Genomic DNA, 18381 nt, shown 5'->3' on the forward strand with positions numbered 1-18381 from the left:
CGCCCATGAGCAAGCCCGTCAAGCAGATTCATCTGGCCGCGCATTTCCCCGGCGTCAACAACACCACGGTGTGGAGCGATCCGGCATCCGGCAGCCACATCGAATTCGACTCGTTCGTCCGGTTCGCGCAGACCGCCGAACGCGGCAAGTTCGACTTCATGTTCCTGGCCGAGGGGCTCCGGCTGCGCGAACAGGGCGGCCAGATCTACGACCTCGACGTGGTGGGGCGCCCGGACACCTTCACCGTGCTCGCCGCCCTCGCCGCAGTCACCGATCGGCTCGGGCTCACCGGCACCATCAACTCGACGTTCAACGAACCGTACGAGGTGGCACGCCAATTCGCCTCGCTCGATCACCTCTCCGAAGGCCGGGCCGCCTGGAACGTCGTCACCTCATGGGATGCCTTCACCGGGGAGAATTTTCGGCGCGGCGGCTTCCTGCCCGAGAACCAGCGCTATGAGCGGGCCGAGAGCTTTCTGGCCGCCGCTCACGCCTTGTTCGACTCTTGGGGCGGTGACGAGATCGTCGCCGACAAGGACACCGGCGAGTTCCTGTCCGATCCGGCGGCGGGCGAATTCAGCTACCGCAACGACCATTTCGACATCGCTGGTCGGTTCAACGTCCCGCGCAGCCCGCAGGGACGCCCGGTGATCTTCCAGGCCGGCGACTCCGACCGCGGGCGGGAGTTCGCCGCGGCCGCCGCTGATGCCATCTTCTCGCGGTACGGCACGCTGGACGACGGCCAGAAGTTCTATGCCGACGTCAAGGGTCGCCTGGCCAAGTACGGCCGACGCCATGATCAGCTGCTGATCCTGCCCGCCGCCACCTTCGTTCTCGGCGACACCGACAAGGAGGCTGCCGACCTGGCCCACGAGGTGCGCCTGGCCCAGGTATCCCCCGCCACCGCGATCAAGTTCCTCGAACAGCTGTGGAACCGCGACCTCAGCGATCACGACCCGGACGGGCCGCTGCCCACGGTCGACCCGGTGGTGGGTGAGAACACCATCGCCAAGGGGCGGGCCAGCGTGCGGATCCACCGCGACCCGATCGCGGTCGCCAACGAGTGGCGTGCCAAGGCCGAAGCCGAGAACCTGACCACCCGTGAACTCATCATCGAGGTGACGGGACGGCAGAACTTCGTCGGCTCGGCGGCAACCATCGCCGAGTCCATCGACCATCTCGTGCAATCCGATGCCAGTGACGGGTTCATCCTGGTGCCCCACGTCACCCCTGGTGGGCTCGACCCGTTCGTCGACCAGGTTGTTCCGCTGCTGCAGGAGCGCGGTGTGTTCCGCACCGACTATCGGGGCACGACGCTGCGGAACCATCTGGGCCTGGAGCCACCTCGGCCGCGTCAGGAACGCACGGCCGCAACGGGTTAGAGGCCTACTCGGGCGCGTCGGGTGCGCTGCGGTCTTTGTACTCCCAGCTCGCCCCCGCGGTCAGCGTTCCGGGATCCAGCTCGGTGCGTCCGGCGTCGCGCACATGTACCGTCTGCGCCAGGATCTCGTCGGGCTTGCCGCCGATCACGATCACCGGATGCTCGTATTCGATGCCGTACAGCTTGAGGGCGGCGTGCACGGCGTGCGCCGCGGCCTTGCCACGCGACATCTTGGCGTTCGAGTTGACCCTGATCACCAGCCGGCGTTCCGGCGCGTCGGTTTCCTCGGCGTCTTCGGCATCCATGCGGACGAGCCTAGGGCTCCTCCGAAACCACCTCACGGAGGAACTCACCTCCATGGATCGCGGCCAGCAGTGAATTCTCGGAGGTGCGGTTGGCCGTGAACAGCAGCTCGTCGCCTGCCTCCAGTACGTCATCGGGCTTGGGCAACCGGACCTTGTCGCCGCGCACGACGGTGACCAATGCGGTGTCGGCGGGCAGGTCCAGTCGGTCCACCCGCTGTCCGACCACCGGGTTGTCTTGCGGCAGCGTGAGTTTGGTCAGCTCGACCCGACCGCCGCGCAGCATCATCAGCCGCACCAGGTGTCCGACGTCGATGGCGCCCTCGACGCCGGCCACCAAGGCACCGGGCGTCGACACCGCGACATCGATCCCCCAGTCCTGCCCGAACAGCCACTGGTTGCGGATGTCGTTGATCCGGGCCACCACCCGCGGCACGCCGAACTCCGACTTGGCCAGCAGGCCGACCACCAGATTGGACTTGTCGTCGCCGGTCGCCGCGATCAGCACGTCGCTGGTTTCGATTCCGGCTTCCTCCATGGCCGACAGCTCGCAGGCGTCGGCCAGCAACCAATCGGCCCCGGGCACCGTGTGCGGCTCGTAACGTCGATCCAGCCGCTCAATCAGCAACACTTTGTGGCCGTTGTCGAGCAACTCGCGGGCTACCGAGCGGCCCACATTGCCCGCGCCGGCGACCACGACTCGCATCTTCCGTCCACTCACTCCGACATTTTCGCCTATCCGCACGGCCCACTCACGGCCCTTCGCCCTGATTAACTGATTCACGATGAGCCTGAACCAGCTGTACCTCACCTTGCTCACCGGTGGCGTCGTGCTGCTGGCCAGCATCGTCGGCACGCGGGTGGCGACCCGGATCGGGTTCCCCAGCCTGCTGTTTTTCCTGGCGGTGGGCATGGTGCTGGGTGTCGACGGAATCGGGCTGGACTTCGACAACGTCGAACTGGCCCGCAACGTGTGCACCACGGCCCTGGCGATCGTGCTCGTCGAAGGCGGCCTGACCACGCGATTCTCCGATATCCGAGGGGTGCTCGCCCCGGCAGGCGTACTGGCCACGGTCGGCGTATTGATCAGCACCGCCATCACCGCCGTCGGCGCCCATCTGCTGCTCGGCATGGACTGGCAGCTCTCGCTACTGCTCGGGGCGATCGTCTCCTCTACCGACGCGGCGGCGGTGTTCTCGGTACTGCGGATCCTGCCGCTGCCGCGGCGGCTGGCCGGCCTGCTGGAGGCCGAATCCGGTTTCAACGACGCGCCCGCGGTCATCCTCGTGCTCACGTTCAGCGTGGTGCCCTTCGTGTTCCACCCCGAGGGCGCGATCACCGACCTCGTCTACGAGTTGGTGACCGGCGCCCTGCTGGGCTTGGGCGTGGGTTTCGCCGGCGCGTTCGCCCTGCGCCGGATCGCCCTGCCCGCCTCGGGCCTGTACCCGATCGCCACCTTCGGGCTGGGTTTCATCGCGTTCGCCGCCGCGGGCAGTGCCCACGCCAGCGGATTCATTGCCGCCTACCTGTCCGCGGTGGTCCTCGCCAACTCCGGTCTGCCGCACAAGTCCGCCACCCGGTCGTTCGCCGAGGGGGTGGGCTGGCTGGCCCAGATCGGGCTGTTCGTACTCCTCGGGTTGTTGGTGAACCCACACGATCTGGCCGGCGACATCGTCCCGGCGATCGTCATCGGGCTGGTGCTGCTGCTGATCGCCAGGCCGGTGTCGGTGGTGCTGTCACTGGCCGGATTCCGGATCTCGTTGCGCGAACAGCTCTTCCTGTCGTGGGCCGGGCTGCGCGGTGCCGTGCCGATCGTGCTGGCCACGTTTCCGATCGTCGCCGGGGTGCCCGACAGCTACCGGTTGCTCAACATCGTGTTCGTTCTCGTGGTGATCTTCACCCTGGTGCAGGCACCCAGCATCCGCTTGGTGGCCAACGCCCTCGGCCTGATCACCCGTGACATCACCCGCGAGATCCAGGTCGAGGCCGCCCCGCTGGACGTGCTCGACGCCGAGCTGCTGACCATGACCGTGCAGCCGCATTCTCGGCTGCACAACGTGACGATCCTGGAACTGCGACTGCCCGACCCGGCGGTGATCACGCTGATCATCCGCAAAGGCCGCACATTCGTCCCGCTGCCGGAGACCCGCATCGCCGTCGGCGACGAACTGCTGATCGTCACCACCAGCAAGACGCGGACCGCCACCGAGGCCCGGCTACGCGCGGTGAGCCGGCGCGGCAAACTCGCCTACTGGTTCGACGAGTACGGGGTCGAGGACTGACTGCTGCTGTGCGCAGGGTGTCAGTTCCGTCGCAACTCGGGAGCAGCGTATCTGCTCGAAAACCTGATATCACCGGCGATATCAGGTTTTCGACCACATCACCGGCCCGACGAAGGCCCGACCGCACAGGTGTACGCACCGGACCGAAGCGGGCAGCACGCGCCCGGGCTCGGCCGTTTGACCTGCGGGCAGTCGGGTATACCGCGCGCATGCCCATGCCGAGATCTTTTGCGGTCCTGTTCGATGTCGACGGAACCCTGGTCGATTCGAACTACCTGCACGTGCATGCCTGGGCTCGCGCGTTCCGCGAGCAAGACATCGATGTCGAATCCTGGCGGATCCACCGCAGCATCGGCATGGACGGCAGCAGTTTGGTGAAAGCGCTGTCCGGAGACGCCAGTGACGCTGTGCGGCAACGTCTCAAGGACCGCCACAGCAGCCTCTACAAGGACAACGCAGTGCTGATCGTGCGACTGCCCGGTGCCCGCGAACTGCTACATCATCTCGCCGAGAACGGAGTGCGGGTGGTGCTCGCCAGTTCCGCGCCGGACGACGAACTCGCCATCACCCGAAGGGTTCTCGACAGCGACGACGCCATCGCGGCAGCGACGTCGTCGAAAGACGTCGATACCGCCAAGCCCGACCCGGACATCGTCAAGGTGGCCCTCGAACGCGCCGGGGTGCCCGCCGACCGGTCCGTCTTCGTCGGCGACGCGGTATGGGACGGTGAAGCGGCTACTCGCATCGGCGTGCCCTTCATCGGGGTACGCTGCGGCGGCGTCGCCGATTGCGAGCTCGAAAAAGCAGGAGCGCAAACCATTTTCGACGACCCGTTGGACCTGCTTCAGCATCTAGATGGCACGGTCATCGGCGCTCATATGCGCGAGGCGGCTCAATCGACGAAGTGAACGCGACAGGCGCGTCGACTTGACCACAGACGTCGAACGTGTGTTCTAATGACTCTCGACCGCCAGCCCGCCCAGCGTAAGCGATGTTGAAGGAGTTCGCCGTGACGATGACTGTAGACGCCCTGGCAACAGAAACCATGACCACCGACTCCGACACTCCCGACGCGTTGGTTGCGCCGGCGACCGACGCTCCCGTCGACGTGTTGCCCAAGAAGGCGCCCGCCAAGAAAGCCCCGGGCAAGAAGGCCAAGACGATCGAGCTGACCCTCACCGTGACCGGTACCGCCGACGGCGAGTGGCGCGCCGAGCTGAAGCAGGGCACCACATATCTGGCCCGCGACCTCGCCGTGGCGGCCGCCGCCGTCTCCCGGGCCGCCAAAGAACTGCACGATGACCTGGCCACGCCGATCGACAAGGTGATCGAAGAGGCACGCGCCCAGCAGGCCGCCAAAGTCGCTGCACTGGAAGCCGAGCTCGAAGCCGCGCGAAAGGTGTTGTCCGACTTGGAGTGAGGCGTGCGCTCGGTACAGCGACTGCCGTCAGGGATATCGCCAAACAGGCCGGTTCGGCAGCGGGTGCCGGCCAACGGCCCCGGTAAACCGGAGGCGTCGGCTACTTTTCTTGACGGAAATACGGTTCAACCGTGCCGCTGAGCTTGACGACCATCGGATTTCCGCGGCGATCCTTAGCGGTAGGGACTTCGACACGCACCCACCCCTCGGCCACGTCGTATTCGTGAACATTGGTCTTCTCGACGCCATTGAACCGAATACCCACGTCGCGGAGGAGCACCTCTTCGTCATAGAAGGGGCTACGGGGATCGACGGATAGGTGATTCGGTGGAACGTCTGTGTTCTGGTCCTCGGACATGATGGCTTTCGTTGACGCGTGGATTTGGCCCCTAAGAACCTACGCGACCTGTAGCGGCGACTCCCCGCTAGGTCCTGGTGGGCCGCTTTCAGCGGGGTTACGAAACGCCGTCATGGCCGATCAGCTCATCCGGCAGAATGATGGCCTTGGCCGACTTGCCTCACGATCGAGTTGGGCGGCAAGAACCCGCACACAGCAAAGAACTCGAGACTTCTAAACTCGGGTTATAAAGCGTGGAGCTAAGGGGATTCAAACCTCGTCGCCCGGTCTCGCTACGGCGCGGGCGCGAGCGTGTCCGGACACAGCTCGCGCTGTGCGGCATCGACCATCGGAGGGTTTGCCCAGCCGATCAACTCCCACGACATCAAGACGTTCTCGGGCGTCGCCCCGCCGTAGCGAAGCTTGTCGCAGATGGTGCGACCGAGCGTCAGCAAGGACGTCGTAGGCAAGAGCTGAGGTCCCAGCGCCGCCAGGTAACCCTGCTCATCGGCGTGAGCGCTTGCTGGTACCACCATCGCGACGGACGCGAAACTCGCTGCGATGGCGATCGATAGCTTGACGCGGCGGCTGACCGCTTGGCTCTTCACGAGCGGAACGGTACCGCTCCAACCAGGCTTTTTCCGGCTTTTCAAGAGTTCTTTTGACCGGATGGTCAATTTCTTGCCGGATCGACCGGTAATACCGGACGGGCATGGCCTCGGGTCGATGCAGCTGGCGAACTCAGCGGTCGCGGCGGTGTGGGAGTTGTCCGGCGCACCTACGACCTCGTGGCCACCGCGAGCACCGGCGCGACGCTATTCGCCCTCGATGCCACGATTGGACTTCCCTGGCACATCGACTGGTGTTCATGACCAACGAGTGCGGCCCTTGGAGCGTGAAGTAGTAGTGCCGCCAACGACGTTCGGGCAGAGGGTGTCGTCATGCCGTTTCATAGCCGAGCGCTCGCCGCACTTCGAGGATGTGCTCGAGGCTCGGATCAGTGGGAGTGCCAGGGACTCTGATATACCGCCCACCGTCAGCCTCAGCGACATGTACTTCGTCACCAAGAGCATTCGTGTTCAACGGTGTTCCGTCCCGAACGTATGTCAGTCGGCCAACGACAGGCCCCGGCCCCTTATGACCTTGCGCCCTCAAGGTCTCAATAGTCACCGAGCCCAGGTGATCTGGCTGCCACGCTTCAACCAGGGCGCTCATGTAGCCCATCAGCATCCGCTCGTCGATGGAATCGTCGACTCCAAACGTGACACGATTGTGAGGGCGCGGCCGATCGACAAAACCTACGCGGGCCGTGTATTGATACCAGCCCGGGCTGGTCTCTGCAGCTTGACTGAGGGCCGGCCTCGAAAGGTCAACGTAGAGACCGGGAGCGGTATTGGGTCCGCGACGAACCTGCTCCGTCGCCGTTGTAATAACAGCGCCGAGGGTTTCGGAGTCGTTGACATCGATCGGCACGAAGGTCAGATCGGAGTTCTCGTCGGCCTCCTGTCTCCGCCAGAAGCCCCACGCCCCATACTTTTCCGGCTCGTCAGGCGCACGGTTCAGCGATCGCTGCAAGCGGTCAACCGTTGCCGGTAGCGAATCTTCGCGGTTGCCCCATCCGCCCACTATCGACAACACGTACGTCCCTCTTTCATTCCGCCGGAACGACAACAACAGTAATCATGTCGCCATAGCCCTGCAGATCCACGATCCGTTGGATTGCTTCCGCTGCTTTCGGTCCCGCGACCCTCCACTCGACGGGGATCCCTGTTGCCTCCGCGACCCCGTACTGCCGCTCAAGCGTGTTCGGAATACTCGTCGCGGGGCCAAAACCAGGAATGAAGTTACCGTCTGGACCGACTGCCCACTCGTAGTTACCCTTCGCCTCGAACAGCAGATTCGCGTCTGGATCGTATCCGTCGAAATCGACAGCCACCTTGTCCGGGCCGAGGATCTCGTATTCCATGCCTGCTGGGTAGCCAGTTGCCTGTAATTCGTAGTCACGCCACGCCGGCTTTTCAGAGCGAACAGCTGACACCCATTGGCCCGGACCTTTGGTGAGATCCTTGGGGATCTCGACTCGTTTTGCGATCAGTTCAGGCTTCTCAAGTGGCGACCTCAAGCTGTCGAGCTCGCTTTCGACGTCTGCCTGATACTTGGCGCCAGCCTCGATTGCCTTGTTTTTCAGTCCCCGATACTTCATTGCCGCGATGAATCCCAGGACGGGAGAGGCGACACTCAACTGTGCAGCCAGCTTGGCAGTGCTCAGTTCGTCCGGGGTCGGAGTCTCCGATCTGACGGTGTGGAACGCGGCGGCGCACCTGTCCGCTCTGGACGCCAGCCTCTTGGCCCAATCCGCGGCGCTGATCAGCCATGTCCCGTGGTGGAACACATTCGGTGATGCATTGTTTCCGGAATCCCGCCAATGCTCTTCGATGTCCATGCTGATTCGTTGCACTTCGTAGCCGAGACTGTTTAGGTCGTCGCCGTTGCGCCGCCAGCGCTTCGAGAAATCCAAAACACCACTGTCGCCGCTGCCGGAGTGCACGGCGCTCGAGAAGTCCTCTGCACTCAGGGATTGCGGCTCGATGGGGGGGGACCTTCGCCGTCGTCTCCTTTTGCTTCGGCTGCGTTATCACCTCGATCTTCGGAGGTCCGGCAGATGCCGGCCGAGGTTGCCCAACGATGTCGACACGACTTATATCGAGTGCACCTTGCTCGTCGGCGACCTCGAACATCACTCCTGATGCGTTCACAATCGCGCCGCCGTGCTCTCGGATAGCCTCGGCTTCTCCGAGGCGTTGACACAATCCGTCATCATGCGCTGTCAGCGCTGCGGCCATACTCGTCGACACCGGGTCTGATGCAGGCGACGGGCAGGCTGCCGCCTCCGGCGACGGTCTCCCGAGGGCAGCCAAGTCCCGCCCGTCAGCGGCCAACCCCTCGGCGTCGACTTCCAAACGGTCCGACACCGCACATCCCCCAAAGCAAGCCGATCCCGCCGTACGGAGAGAAACGTTACAGTCGACTGCGGCGGTCAGCCGACNGGCCGGCAAGGCCCCCCCCGCAGCGGCCAACCCCCCGGGGGTGCCTTCCAAACCGTCCCACCCCCCCCCCCCCCCAAAGAAAACCCTCCCCCGCCGTACGGAGAGAAACGTTACAGTCGACTGCGGCGGTCAGCCGACCGGGAATACTGTCCGTCGGCGGTTGGAACCAGAAAACCCGCCCCGACCGAAGTCGCAGCGGGTTTTTCAACTGTGGAGCTAAGGGGATTCGAACCCCTGACCCCCACACTGCCAGTGTGGTGCGCTACCAACTGCGCCATAGCCCCGTTTGTCGTGCCCCACGAAGTTACACCACCGCTACCCCAGGTTCAAAATCGCTGGTCAGGGGACCTCGCCACCGGCCTCTGGGCCGAGCGCTCGGGCCGGAGTGTGCTCCACCGCGGGCCGCACCCGGGTCTCCGGGGCGAACACCCAGCCCACGGCAGCGACCAGCAGGATCACCCCGCTGATCACGAAGGCCCATGAGAACGAGAGGTACTGCGCGATCAGTCCGACCAGCAGCGAGCCGCCGACCGAGCCGACGTCGGCCATCATCTGGAAGGTCGCCACCGCGGTGCCGCCGCGGGCCTTGTTGCCGATGATGTCGGCCACCGCGGCCTGCTGGGGTGCGGTGAAGATCCCGGTCGAGAAACCCGCGACGTAAGCGCTCACGAGGAAGATCGTCAGCCCGTCGGTAAATCCGACCATGACGGTGGAGATCCCGGCCGCGGTGAGCCCCACGATGAGCAGCAGCCGTCGCCCCACCCGGTCGGACAGATAGCCGCTGGGGATCACCGCCGAGACATTGCCGACGGCGAAGGTGGCCAGTGCCACGCCCGCCATCCCGGGACCGCGGTGCAGCACGTCGACGATGAACAACGGCACCAAGGCAATCCGGAGCCCGAAGGCCGACCAGCCGGTGGCGAAGTTCGACAGCAGCGCCGCCCGGTAGGCGCGGTTGCGCAGCGCCGCGCGCACGGTCACCTTGGCGCCGTCGTCGGGCGCGGGCGAGGCCAGCGACGAGTGCCGCAGGCTGATGAACACCACCGCTGCCGCCACCAGCAGCGCGGCCCCGTAGATGAGGAACGGCGCACTCAGACCCAGCCCCGCGGTCAGGCTGCCTAACACCGGGCCGCCGACCGACCCGACCAGGAACGCCGAGGAGAACAGACCGGCGACGCGACCACGGGCGTCTTCGGGGCTGATCCGGATCATCAGGCCGAGTGCCGACACGAAGAACATCGTCGAGCCGACCCCGCCGAGCGACCGGAACAGCAGCAGCTGCCAGTAGGTCTGCGCGAACGCGCAGGCGCCGGTGGTGACGGCGACGATCAACAGGCCCCACACGTAGATCCGGCGCTCCCCCAGCCGCTGGATCAGCATGCCGGTGGCCGGGGCGAAACACAGCCGCATCAGGGCGAACGCGGTGATGACGAACGTCGCGGCGCTGATGCTGACACCGAAGTGGCGAGCATAGGCCGGCAGCACCGGCGCCACCACGCCATAGCCGAGCGCGATGACGGCGTTGGCGGCGATCAGGACCCAGACCTCGCCGGGCAGCTTCGCCTTGGTGTCGCCCTGACAGTCGCCCTCCGTAACGCTCACCCGATGACTGTATTAACCACGTCCTTCGCCGCCTCCTGCACCTCCGCCAGGTGATCGGCGCCGAGGAAAGACTCGGCGTAGATCTTGTACACGTCCTCGGTGCCCGACGGGCGCGCGGCGAACCAGGCGTTCTCGGTGGTGACCTTCAACCCGCCCAGCGCGGCGCCGTTCCCCGGTGCGGCGGTGAGCTTGGCCGTGATCGGCTCACCGGCCAGTTCGGTGGCACTGACCTGCTCGGGCGCGAGTTTGGCCAGCCGGGCCTTCTGCTCGCGGTCGGCGGGTGCGTCGATGCGGGCGTACGTGGGTGCGCCGTAGCGTTCGGCCAGTTCGGCGTAGCGCTGCGACGGGGTCTTCCCGGTGACCGCCAGGATCTCCGAGGCCAGCAGCGCCAGGATGATGCCGTCCTTGTCGGTGGTCCAGGTCGTCCCGTCGGTGCGCAGGAACGAGGCCCCGGCGCTCTCCTCGCCGCCGAAACCGATGCCGCCACCGATGAGCCCGTCGACGAACCACTTGAACCCGACCGGCACCTCGACCAGCTTGCGGTCCAGCCCGGCCACCACCCGGTCGATGATCGAACTGCTCACCGCGGTCTTGCCGACCGCGGTCGCCGCGGGCCAGTTCGGCCGGTGGGTGTACAGGTAGTCGATGGCCACCGCCAGGTAGTGGTTGGGGTTCATCAACCCGCCGTCGGGGGTGACGACGCCGTGCCGGTCGGAGTCGGCGTCGTTGCCGGTGGCGATCTGGTACTTGTCGCGGTTGGCGATGAGCCCAGCCATCGCATTCGGCGAGCTGCAGTCCATCCGGATCTTGCCGTCGGTGTCCAGGGTCATGAACCGCCACGTCGCGTCCACCAGCGGGTTCACCACCGTCAGGTCGAGGTTGTACCGCTCGGCGATCGCGCCCCAGTAGTCGACGCTGGCTCCGCCGAGCGGATCGGCGCCGATCCGGATGCCCTCGGCCCGGATGGCGTGCAGGTCCACCACATTGGCCAGATCCGCGACATAGGCATCCAGGTAGTCATGCCGTTGGGCCATCTGCAATGCCCGCGCCAGCGGCATGCGTTTCACCGGCCGGAAGTTGTCACGAAGGATCTCGTTGGCACGCTTGGCAATCCAGCCGGTGGCGTCGGTGTCGGCCGGCCCGCCGTTGGGCGGGTTGTACTTGAAGCCGCCGTCGCGCGGCGGGTTGTGCGAGGGGGTGACGACGATACCGTCGGCCAGGTCGGCATCGCGGCCGCGGTTGAAGGTCAGGATGGCGTGACTGATGGCCGGGGTCGGGGTGTATCGGTCAGCCGAATCGATCATCGCGACAACATCATTGGCGGCCAATATCTCCAGGGCGGACGCCCAGGCCGGCTCCGACAGCGCGTGGGTGTCGCGGCCGAGAAACAACGGCCCCGTGGTGCCCTGTGCAGCCCGGTATTCGACGATGGCCTGCGTGGTGGCCAGGATGTGGCCTTCGTTGAACGCGGTGTCCAGGCTCGACCCGCGATGGCCGGAGGTGCCGAACACCACCTGCTGCGCAATGTCGTCGGGATCGGGCCGCCGGGTGTAGTAGGCGGTCACCACCTGTGCGACGTCGATCAGATCCTCGGGTTGGGCCGGTTGCCCGGCGCGGGGATTGGCAGCCATGGTTCCCGATTCTGCTCCCCAACGGATGTCGATGCCTGCCAGTCGCCGAGTTGCCGCCATACTTTTGGCTTATGTTCGGCCACGATCCTCGAGAGTTGGCCGCGGTTTTCATCGGCGGCGCCGTGGGCACGCTGGCCCGCGCCGGTTTGGCGGTGCTCTGGGCCCACGATCCGGACCAGTGGCCCTGGCCGACGTTCATCGTGAACATCGTGGGCGCGTTTCTGCTCGGATACTTCACCACGCGGCTGTTGGAGCGCCTCCCGGTCTCCAGCTACCGGCGNGCGCTCGTCCGCCGGGCCGCGGTGCGCCGATGACCGCCCTGATCTGGACGGGCGTGGTGCTGCTGGGCGGCGCCGGGGCGGTGTGTCGATTCCTGCTCGATCGGGCGGTGTCGGCACGTCATACCCGCGGCTTTCCGTTCGGCACGCTGGCGGTCAACCTCAGCGGCGCGTTTCTGCTCGGCTTCCTCGGCGGCCTGGCCCTGGACCGGCATGCCGCGCTGCTGGCCGGAACCGCATTCGTCGGCTCCTACACCACGTTCTCCACCTGGATGCTGGAAACCCAGCGTCTCGGCGAGGAACGTCGGGCCGGGCCCGCCGTGGCCAATATCGTCGTCAGCGTGGTGCTCGGCTTGATCGCGGCGTGGCTGGGGATGTCGCTGGGGAGCCGACTGTGACCACCACCGACTACCTCAAGCTGACTGCGTATTTCGGCGAGCGGCAACGGCTGCAGCGCCGGTTCGTCGCCGACGCGCTACTGGACCTGTACGGCGGCCGTGACGTCGCCATCAGCGTGATGCTGCGCGGGATCGCCGGCTACGGACCACATCACCATTTGCGCAGCGACGAAACGTTGACCGGCTCGGAGGACCCGCCGATCGCGATCGCTGCCGTCGACGCAGCGGACAAGATCTCCGCATTGGCCGATCAGACCGTGGCCGCCATCCCCCGCGGGCTGATCACCCTCGAACGCGCCCAGCTGATCGATCGTCAGACGCAACCGAAAGCACCCGACTACTGCAAGCTCACGCTCTACGTCGGCCGTCACCACCGCGCCGCCGGGGTACCGGCCTACCGCGCGGTCTGCGACCTGCTGCACCGGCAGGGCTTCGCCGCGGCCACGGTGTTGCTCGGGGTCGACGGCACCGCACACGGGCAGCGTCGCCGCGCGGCATTCTTCAGCCGCAACACCGACGTGCCGTTGATGATCGTCGGTCTCGGGACCGGGGCGCAGGTGACCGCCGCGCTCCGCGACGTCGACCGGATTCTGGAGCACCCACTACTGACGGTCGAGCGCGCGCAGCTGTGCAAGCAGGGCGGCGAGCGGTTGGCCCGCCCGGCCGAACTCCCCGGCAGCGACGCCGAGGGCCGCCCGCTGTGGCAGAAGTTGATGGTGCACACCTGCGAGACGGCGCAGCACGACGGGGCACCGATCCATCGGGCGATCGTCCGCGCCCTGCTGCAGTCCCGCACGGCCGGCGGCGCGACCGTCCTGCGCGGGGTCTGGGGGTTCAGCGGCGAAGGTAAGCCGCACGGCGACAAGGTGTTCCAGCTCGGCCGCCAGGTGCCGGTAACCACCGTCGTGGTGGATACCCCGGAGCGGATCGCCGCGTCCTTCGAGATCATCGACGAACTGACCGGCGAACACGGCGTGGTGAGTTCGGAAATGGTGCCATCGGCAACCGTCGTCGACGCCGGCATCCGCATCGGCGGGACCGAGCTGGCCCGCTTCAGTTACTGACCTCACACCGGCCTTGGTAAGGCTAGCCTATCTTTCATGGGGCGTGTAGCGTCCCACCCCATGCAGTCGACTACGCCCGAAGCGGTCAGCGCCGCTCTCACCGAGATCCTTCGTGACGACATGAACGTCGACGTCCGCCGGGTGACCCGGGAATCCCGACTGATCGATGACGTCGGCCTGGATTCGGTGGCGTTCGCCGTCGGCATGGTGGCGATCGAGGACAAGCTCGGCGTGGCCCTCTCTGAGGAAGACCTACTCAGCTGCGACACCGTCGGCGACCTCGAGGCGGCAATCCTGGCGAAAGTGCCTGCCGCGCAGAGCAGCCAGTGAGCGTGCTGGCCACGGCGCTGTCCGCGTCGTTGACCACGACCGACGCCGACCTCGCCATCTACGACCCTGAGACACGCGACTGGATCCGCCATCCCTGGGGACAGGTATATGCCCGGGCCGAGAACGTCGCCGAACAGATCGGCAACGACGGCTCGACGGCAGTGGGCGTGGTCGGTGAACCCACCGTCGAAGGCGTCGCGACGATCCTCGGCGCTCTGCTGGCCGGTGCGGCGGTGTCCGTCCTGCCCGGCGCGATCCGGGGCGCGGACGCCACCCAGTGGGCGCAGGCCACGGCCACTCGCTTCACCGACATCGGCGTGGGCACCGTGTTCAGCCACGGCGAGCACCTGAATCTGCTGCGCGCCACCGAGACCCCGCTGAAGATCCACGACGACGTCGTCGTCGCCCATGCCCAGCGCTCCACGACGCTGCAGCTGGGCACCGGCGAGTTCGCCGTCCTGCAGGGCACCGCCGGGTCCACCGGGACTCCGCGCACCGCGCAGCTGACGCCATCGGCGGTGCTGGCGAACCTGCGGGGCCTCAGCGAGCGGATCAGCCTGACCCGCACCGACATCGGTTGCTCCTGGCTGCCGCTCTACCACGACATGGGACTGACCTTCCTGCTGGCCGGCGCGCTCGGCGGCATCGAGGTATGGCAAGCCCCGACAATGGCATTCGCGGCGTCGCCGTTCAGCTGGGTGCGGTGGCTCACCGACAGCCACGCCACCCTGACCGCCGCCCCGAACATGGCCTACGGATTGATCGGCAAGTACTCACGCCGCCTGACCGATCTGGACCTCTCGGCCGTGCGGTTCGCGCTCAACGGTGGCGAGCCGGTCGACTGTGAGGCGACGAGCCGGTTCGGCACCGAGCTGTCCCGATTCGGTTTCAAGGCGGGAGCCCTGTCGCCGTCGTATGGGATGGCCGAATCATCCTGCGCGGTCACGGTTCCCGTGCCCGGCCTGGGTGTGGTGGTCGACGAGATCACCGTCGCCACCGATGCCGGGACCAACCGCCAGCAACTCGCGGTTCTCGGTGACGCCATCCCCGGGATGGAGGTGCGACTGCGGCCCAGCGAAGACAATGCGGGCATCGTCGACCGCGAGGTGGGCGAAGTGGAGATCCGCGGAACCTCGATGATGTCGGGCTATCTCGGCCAGACCCCGCTGAACCCCGACGACTGGTTCGCCACCGGCGATCTTGGCTACTTCGTCGACGGTGGACTCGTGGTGTGCGGACGCACCAAGGAATTGATCACCGTCGCCGGACGCAACATCTTCCCCACCGAGATCGAGCGGGTCGCCGCCCAGGTCAAGGGTGTCCGCGAAGGCGCGGTCGTCGCGGTGGGCACCGGCGACAAGGCGGTCCGGTCCGGCCTCGTGATCGCCGCGGAGTTCCGTGGCGCCGACGAGGCGCAGGCCCGCAGCCAGGTGATCCAGCAGGTCGCATCCGAATGCGGCATCGTGCCTGCCGACGTGGTGTTCCTCGCGCCGGGCTCACTCCCCCGCACCTCGTCGGGCAAGCTGCGCCGACTTGAGGTCAAACAACAGATGGAGGCTGCCAAGTCATGACCGCGACCGTGCCCACCCGGACGCCGGCCACCACCACTGTCGAGGAGTACCGCGAGCTGGTGGACCGGGCCTTCGACGATCAGGTCAAGGCATGGACCGCCGAAGCCGAAGAAACCGAACGCTTTCCGCGTGCGCTCATCGAGCACCTGGGCCGCAGCGGCGTGTTCACCGAGAAATGGGGCGACGGGCAGCAGCCCGACGTGGCCAAGCTGATCGAGTTGGCCTTCGCGCTGGGCCGGACGGGCTCGTCGGGCATCGGCGTGGGTGTCAGCCTGCATGATTCGGCGATCGCCATTCTGCGCCGGTTCGGCAAGTCCGACCATCTGCGCACCATCTGCGAGCAAGCCGTTCGCGGCGAGGCCGTGTTGTGCATCGCGGCCTCCGAGGAGTCCGGCGGTTCGGACCTGCAGATCGTGGAGACCGAGGTCCGCACGGCCCGAGACGGTTTCGAGATCAAGGGCATCAAGAAGTTCGTCTCGCTGTCGCCCGTCGCCGACCACATCATGGTGGTGGCGCGCAACGTCGACCACGACCCGACGAGCAGGCACGGCAACGTGGTCGTCATCGCGGTACCGACCACCCAGGTCGAAGTGCAGACGCCCTACCGCAAAGTCGGCAACGGCCCCCTGGACACCGCCGCGGTACACATCGACACCTGGGTTCCGGCCGACCATCTGGTCGCCCGGGCCGGCACCGGGCTGGCCGCCATCTCCTGGGGCCTGGCCCACGAACGCATGTCGATCTCCGGGCAGGTCGCCTCCGGCTCTCAACGGATCCTCGGAATCACGTTGGCCCGCATGATGAAACGCCGTCAGTTCGGGCACACCCTCTACGAGCACCAGGCCCTGCGGATGCGGATCGCCGATCTGCAGGCGCGCGTCGACCTGCTGCGTTACGCCCTGGCGGGGGTGGCCACCCAGGGCAAGCTCGACCTCCGCGCCGCCGCCGCCTTCAAGGTGACCGCAGCGCGCCTCGGCGAAGAGGTCGCGTCCGAATGCATGCACATCTTCGGCGGCTCCGGCTATCTCGTCGACGAGACCCCGCTGGGCAAGTGGTGGCGTGACATGAAGCTGGCCCGCGTCGGTGGCGGCACCGACGAGGTGCTGTGGGAGCTGGTGGCCGCAGCGATGAAGCCCGACTACGACGGCTACGCCGAATTCGCCGGCGCCTGAACCACTTCCGGGCCCAGGCACCCGGTTCAGCGCGTTACCCGACGGCGCCGAATGCGTCGTCGGGTGTGCGCGGCAGTGCGTAGAGGGCCATTCGCCGGTTCGACATCTGGTGCTCGCCGAGGAATTCGCACCCCGCCCACTCGCACACGCGACGCGCGCCGGTGTTGCGGTGGTCCGGATCGAACATCACCCGCCGGCAGTCGGGGTCGAGTTCGAACACGCTGGCCACCACGCGCGGCAACAGGATCGGACCCATGCCACGGTTGACGAACCTCAGGTCGGCGATAGCGGCGTGCAGGCCGATATCGTGCGGATCGGCGGCGTAGCGCGGCGCGATGGAATCCTTGGCGGCCCGGTACAACTCGAGGTAGCCGACGGCCTTACCGCGGAAGCTCGCGATCAGCGGACGCGAGTACTGGCCATCGAGCTGAGCTTGCAGATACCGCCGCCAACGGTCCGGCGCCCAGTCGTACTCCCAGGCCTCGACCAGATGCGGCCGGTTCATCCACTCCGACACCATCTCGGCATCGGCATCGGCGTCGGCGTCGGCCAACCGGATGTCGTACGGGTCGGCGAGGACGGGGGTGAGCGGGGCCGCGACCGCACGCACCTCGTCGGTGATCTCGGTCAGCTCGCGTTTGAGGACGGGGCCCTCTGGCACGTCCGTCACGTCAGTTTCGATCTCGGTCATTGAACGCCGAGCCTACCGTAGCGAATTAGGGCAGGTTTACCTTCCCTGCAGCCCCGGTGTCAGCTGAGCAGCCCGGCCAACACCGTCAGGTGGCTGAGCTCGACCTCGCGGGTGGCAGTCACGAGCGTCACCGGAGCCTGTGCGACCGCCGTCCGCAACTCTTCGAGAGCCGCGGCCTCCGTCCCGGACTGCAACTCCTCGGTGTAGCGGGCCGCGAACTCGTCGTAACGCTCCGGCTTGTGGCCGTACCAGTGACGCAGTTCCGTGGAGGGCGCCACCGCCGGCAGCCAGCGACCGACCCGCGGATCGGTCTTCTTCAACCCCCTGGGCCACAACCGGTCGACCAGGACCCGATCTCCCTCATCGGGTTCGGGGTCGTCGTATACCCGGGCCAGCCGCACACGGTTTTTCCCGGCCATGCCGTGCCATGGTAGAGGGCATGAGTCTCGATCGGGTCGCGGATCTGCAGCGCTGGCAGGATTCCGGCGCCCATTGGCGCGTGCTCAGCCGCACCGCGGACACCTTGACCATCGCCTTGCTGCGGTGCGACGGCGGCGAAGAGGTGGACCGGTTCACCTCCGGCGATCCGCGGCTGCTCGTGTTCGTGGGAACCCGTAGCTCCAGCGAGGACGGCTGATCAGCCGGCAGGTCCGAAGCGCGCCAGGCGGGCCAGGTGGTCGCGGTCCTCGACGCCGAGCTTGGCGAACATGCGATAGAGGTGCCCGTCGACGGTGCGCACCGACAGGCACAACCGATCGGCGATCTGCCGGTTGCTCAGCCCGCCACCGACAAGGTTCGCAATCTCCCACTCCCGCACAGTGAGCGGCAGCGGTTCCCCGGCACACCGCAGCGCCGGGGTGCGCGCACCGCTGCGG

Annotated in this window: 21 protein-coding genes, 1 tRNA gene and 1 pseudogene; 11 read left to right on the forward strand and 12 right to left on the reverse strand. The window is 66.7% G+C overall.

Going from position 1 to position 18381, the window contains the following annotated elements; genetic code table 11:
- Positions 1-5 precede the first annotated feature (5 nt).
- Positions 6-1382: an NtaA/DmoA family FMN-dependent monooxygenase gene (locus BN4332_RS28830; RefSeq protein ID WP_066903084.1), complete on the forward strand. Its 1377-nt coding sequence runs from the start codon at positions 6-8 to the stop codon at positions 1380-1382.
- Between the two features lie 4 nt (positions 1383-1386).
- Here the strand turns inward: BN4332_RS28830 and BN4332_RS28835 are convergent, their stop codons facing one another.
- Both BN4332_RS28835 and BN4332_RS28840 read right to left on the reverse strand, forming a co-directional pair.
- Positions 1387-1686: a hypothetical protein gene (locus BN4332_RS28835; protein ID WP_066903086.1), complete on the reverse strand. Its 300-nt coding sequence runs from the start codon at positions 1684-1686 to the stop codon at positions 1387-1389.
- 10 nt (positions 1687-1696) lie between these two features.
- Positions 1697-2389: a potassium channel family protein gene (locus tag BN4332_RS28840; protein ID WP_066903088.1), complete on the reverse strand. Its 693-nt coding sequence runs from the start codon at positions 2387-2389 to the stop codon at positions 1697-1699.
- A 79-nt stretch (positions 2390-2468) separates the two neighbouring features.
- Here BN4332_RS28840 and BN4332_RS28845 point away from each other — a divergent pair, with 79 nt between their 5' ends.
- The 3 genes from BN4332_RS28845 to BN4332_RS28855 all read left to right on the forward strand — a co-directional run bounded on the left by BN4332_RS28845 (position 2469) and on the right by BN4332_RS28855 (position 5385).
- On the forward strand, positions 2469-3965 hold the full coding sequence (locus tag BN4332_RS28845) for a potassium/proton antiporter (RefSeq protein ID WP_066903090.1): 1497 nt from the start codon (positions 2469-2471) through the stop codon (positions 3963-3965).
- 215 nt (positions 3966-4180) lie between these two features.
- The gene (locus BN4332_RS28850) at positions 4181-4873 is read left to right on the forward strand and encodes an HAD family hydrolase (RefSeq protein ID WP_066903092.1); all 693 of its coding nucleotides are present in this window, start codon (positions 4181-4183) and stop codon (positions 4871-4873) included.
- Between the two features lie 137 nt (positions 4874-5010).
- Entirely contained in the window at positions 5011-5385 is a 375-nt protein-coding gene (locus BN4332_RS28855; protein ID WP_066903174.1) for a DUF6319 family protein, read from the forward strand.
- 100 nt (positions 5386-5485) lie between these two features.
- Here BN4332_RS28855 and BN4332_RS28860 read toward each other — a convergent pair whose 3' ends face one another.
- From BN4332_RS28860 to pgm, 7 genes are all read right to left on the reverse strand, one after another.
- On the reverse strand, positions 5486-5743 hold the full coding sequence (locus tag BN4332_RS28860; protein WP_066903094.1) for a DUF3297 family protein: 258 nt from the start codon (positions 5741-5743) through the stop codon (positions 5486-5488).
- A gap of 272 nt (positions 5744-6015) precedes the next feature.
- Positions 6016-6330: a DUF732 domain-containing protein gene (locus BN4332_RS28865; RefSeq protein ID WP_066903096.1), complete on the reverse strand. Its 315-nt coding sequence runs from the start codon at positions 6328-6330 to the stop codon at positions 6016-6018.
- A 331-nt stretch (positions 6331-6661) separates the two neighbouring features.
- Positions 6662-7360, reverse strand: a complete 699-nt coding sequence (locus BN4332_RS28870; protein WP_066903098.1) for a hypothetical protein — start codon at positions 7358-7360, stop codon at positions 6662-6664.
- A gap of 13 nt (positions 7361-7373) precedes the next feature.
- Positions 7374-8312 carry a Tox-REase-5 domain-containing protein gene (locus BN4332_RS33405; protein WP_308208397.1) on the reverse strand — a complete coding sequence of 313 codons (939 nt, stop codon included), beginning with the start codon at positions 8310-8312 and terminating at the stop codon, positions 7374-7376.
- 668 nt (positions 8313-8980) lie between these two features.
- Positions 8981-9053 (reverse strand) — tRNA-Ala (locus tag BN4332_RS28880).
- A 55-nt stretch (positions 9054-9108) separates the two neighbouring features.
- Positions 9109-10371: an MFS transporter gene (locus BN4332_RS28885; RefSeq protein WP_066903100.1), complete on the reverse strand. Its 1263-nt coding sequence runs from the start codon at positions 10369-10371 to the stop codon at positions 9109-9111.
- On the reverse strand, positions 10368-12002 hold the full coding sequence (gene pgm, locus BN4332_RS28890; RefSeq protein WP_066903102.1) for a phosphoglucomutase (alpha-D-glucose-1,6-bisphosphate-dependent): 1635 nt from the start codon (positions 12000-12002) through the stop codon (positions 10368-10370). The genes BN4332_RS28885 and pgm overlap by 4 nt, the downstream gene beginning before the upstream one ends.
- Positions 12003-12073: 71 nt before the next feature.
- Here pgm and BN4332_RS28895 point away from each other — a divergent pair.
- From BN4332_RS28895 to mbtN, 6 genes and pseudogenes are all read left to right on the forward strand, one after another.
- Positions 12074-12292: pseudogene (locus tag BN4332_RS28895) on the forward strand (CrcB family protein); the annotation flags it as partial.
- A gap of 20 nt (positions 12293-12312) precedes the next feature.
- On the forward strand, positions 12313-12678 hold the full coding sequence (gene crcB, locus BN4332_RS28900; RefSeq protein ID WP_066903104.1) for a fluoride efflux transporter CrcB: 366 nt from the start codon (positions 12313-12315) through the stop codon (positions 12676-12678).
- Positions 12675-13742 (forward strand): DUF190 domain-containing protein, encoded by a 1068-nt coding sequence (locus tag BN4332_RS28905; RefSeq protein ID WP_066903106.1) that lies wholly within the window; start codon positions 12675-12677, stop codon positions 13740-13742. Before crcB ends, BN4332_RS28905 begins: the two co-directional genes overlap by 4 nt.
- A 60-nt stretch (positions 13743-13802) precedes the next feature.
- Positions 13803-14072, forward strand: coding sequence for a mycobactin biosynthesis acyl carrier protein MbtL (gene mbtL / locus BN4332_RS28910; RefSeq protein ID WP_019348478.1), 270 nt, complete (start codon positions 13803-13805; stop codon positions 14070-14072).
- 5 nt (positions 14073-14077) lie between these two features.
- On the forward strand, positions 14078-15643 hold the full coding sequence (mbtM, locus tag BN4332_RS28915) for a long-chain-fatty acid--ACP ligase MbtM (protein WP_235654351.1): 1566 nt from the start codon (positions 14078-14080) through the stop codon (positions 15641-15643).
- Positions 15640-16815, forward strand: a complete 1176-nt coding sequence (gene mbtN / locus BN4332_RS28920; RefSeq protein ID WP_066903110.1) for a mycobactin biosynthesis acyl-ACP dehydrogenase MbtN — start codon at positions 15640-15642, stop codon at positions 16813-16815. The genes mbtM and mbtN overlap by 4 nt, the downstream gene beginning before the upstream one ends.
- A gap of 34 nt (positions 16816-16849) precedes the next feature.
- On the opposite strand, the gene BN4332_RS28925 is transcribed toward mbtN, so the two are convergent.
- Both BN4332_RS28925 and BN4332_RS28930 read right to left on the reverse strand, forming a co-directional pair.
- The gene (locus tag BN4332_RS28925) at positions 16850-17506 is read right to left on the reverse strand and encodes a GNAT family N-acetyltransferase (protein WP_066903112.1); all 657 of its coding nucleotides are present in this window, start codon (positions 17504-17506) and stop codon (positions 16850-16852) included.
- Positions 17507-17565: 59 nt separating this feature from the next.
- The gene (locus BN4332_RS28930; RefSeq protein ID WP_066903114.1) at positions 17566-17925 is read right to left on the reverse strand and encodes a DUF488 domain-containing protein; all 360 of its coding nucleotides are present in this window, start codon (positions 17923-17925) and stop codon (positions 17566-17568) included.
- A gap of 20 nt (positions 17926-17945) precedes the next feature.
- On the opposite strand from BN4332_RS28930, the gene BN4332_RS28935 reads away from it, so the two are divergent.
- Complete coding sequence (locus BN4332_RS28935; RefSeq protein WP_066903117.1) at positions 17946-18143, forward strand: hypothetical protein; 198 nt, start codon at positions 17946-17948, stop codon at positions 18141-18143.
- On the opposite strand, the gene BN4332_RS28940 is transcribed toward BN4332_RS28935, so the two are convergent.
- On the reverse strand, positions 18144-18381 hold a 238-nt coding region (locus BN4332_RS28940), incomplete at its 5' end, for a helix-turn-helix domain-containing protein (protein WP_200820457.1). It lies immediately after the preceding gene.

Origin of the sequence: Mycolicibacterium houstonense (assembly GCF_900078665.2) — a bacterium.
GTDB lineage: Bacteria > Actinomycetota > Actinomycetes > Mycobacteriales > Mycobacteriaceae > Mycobacterium > Mycobacterium houstonense.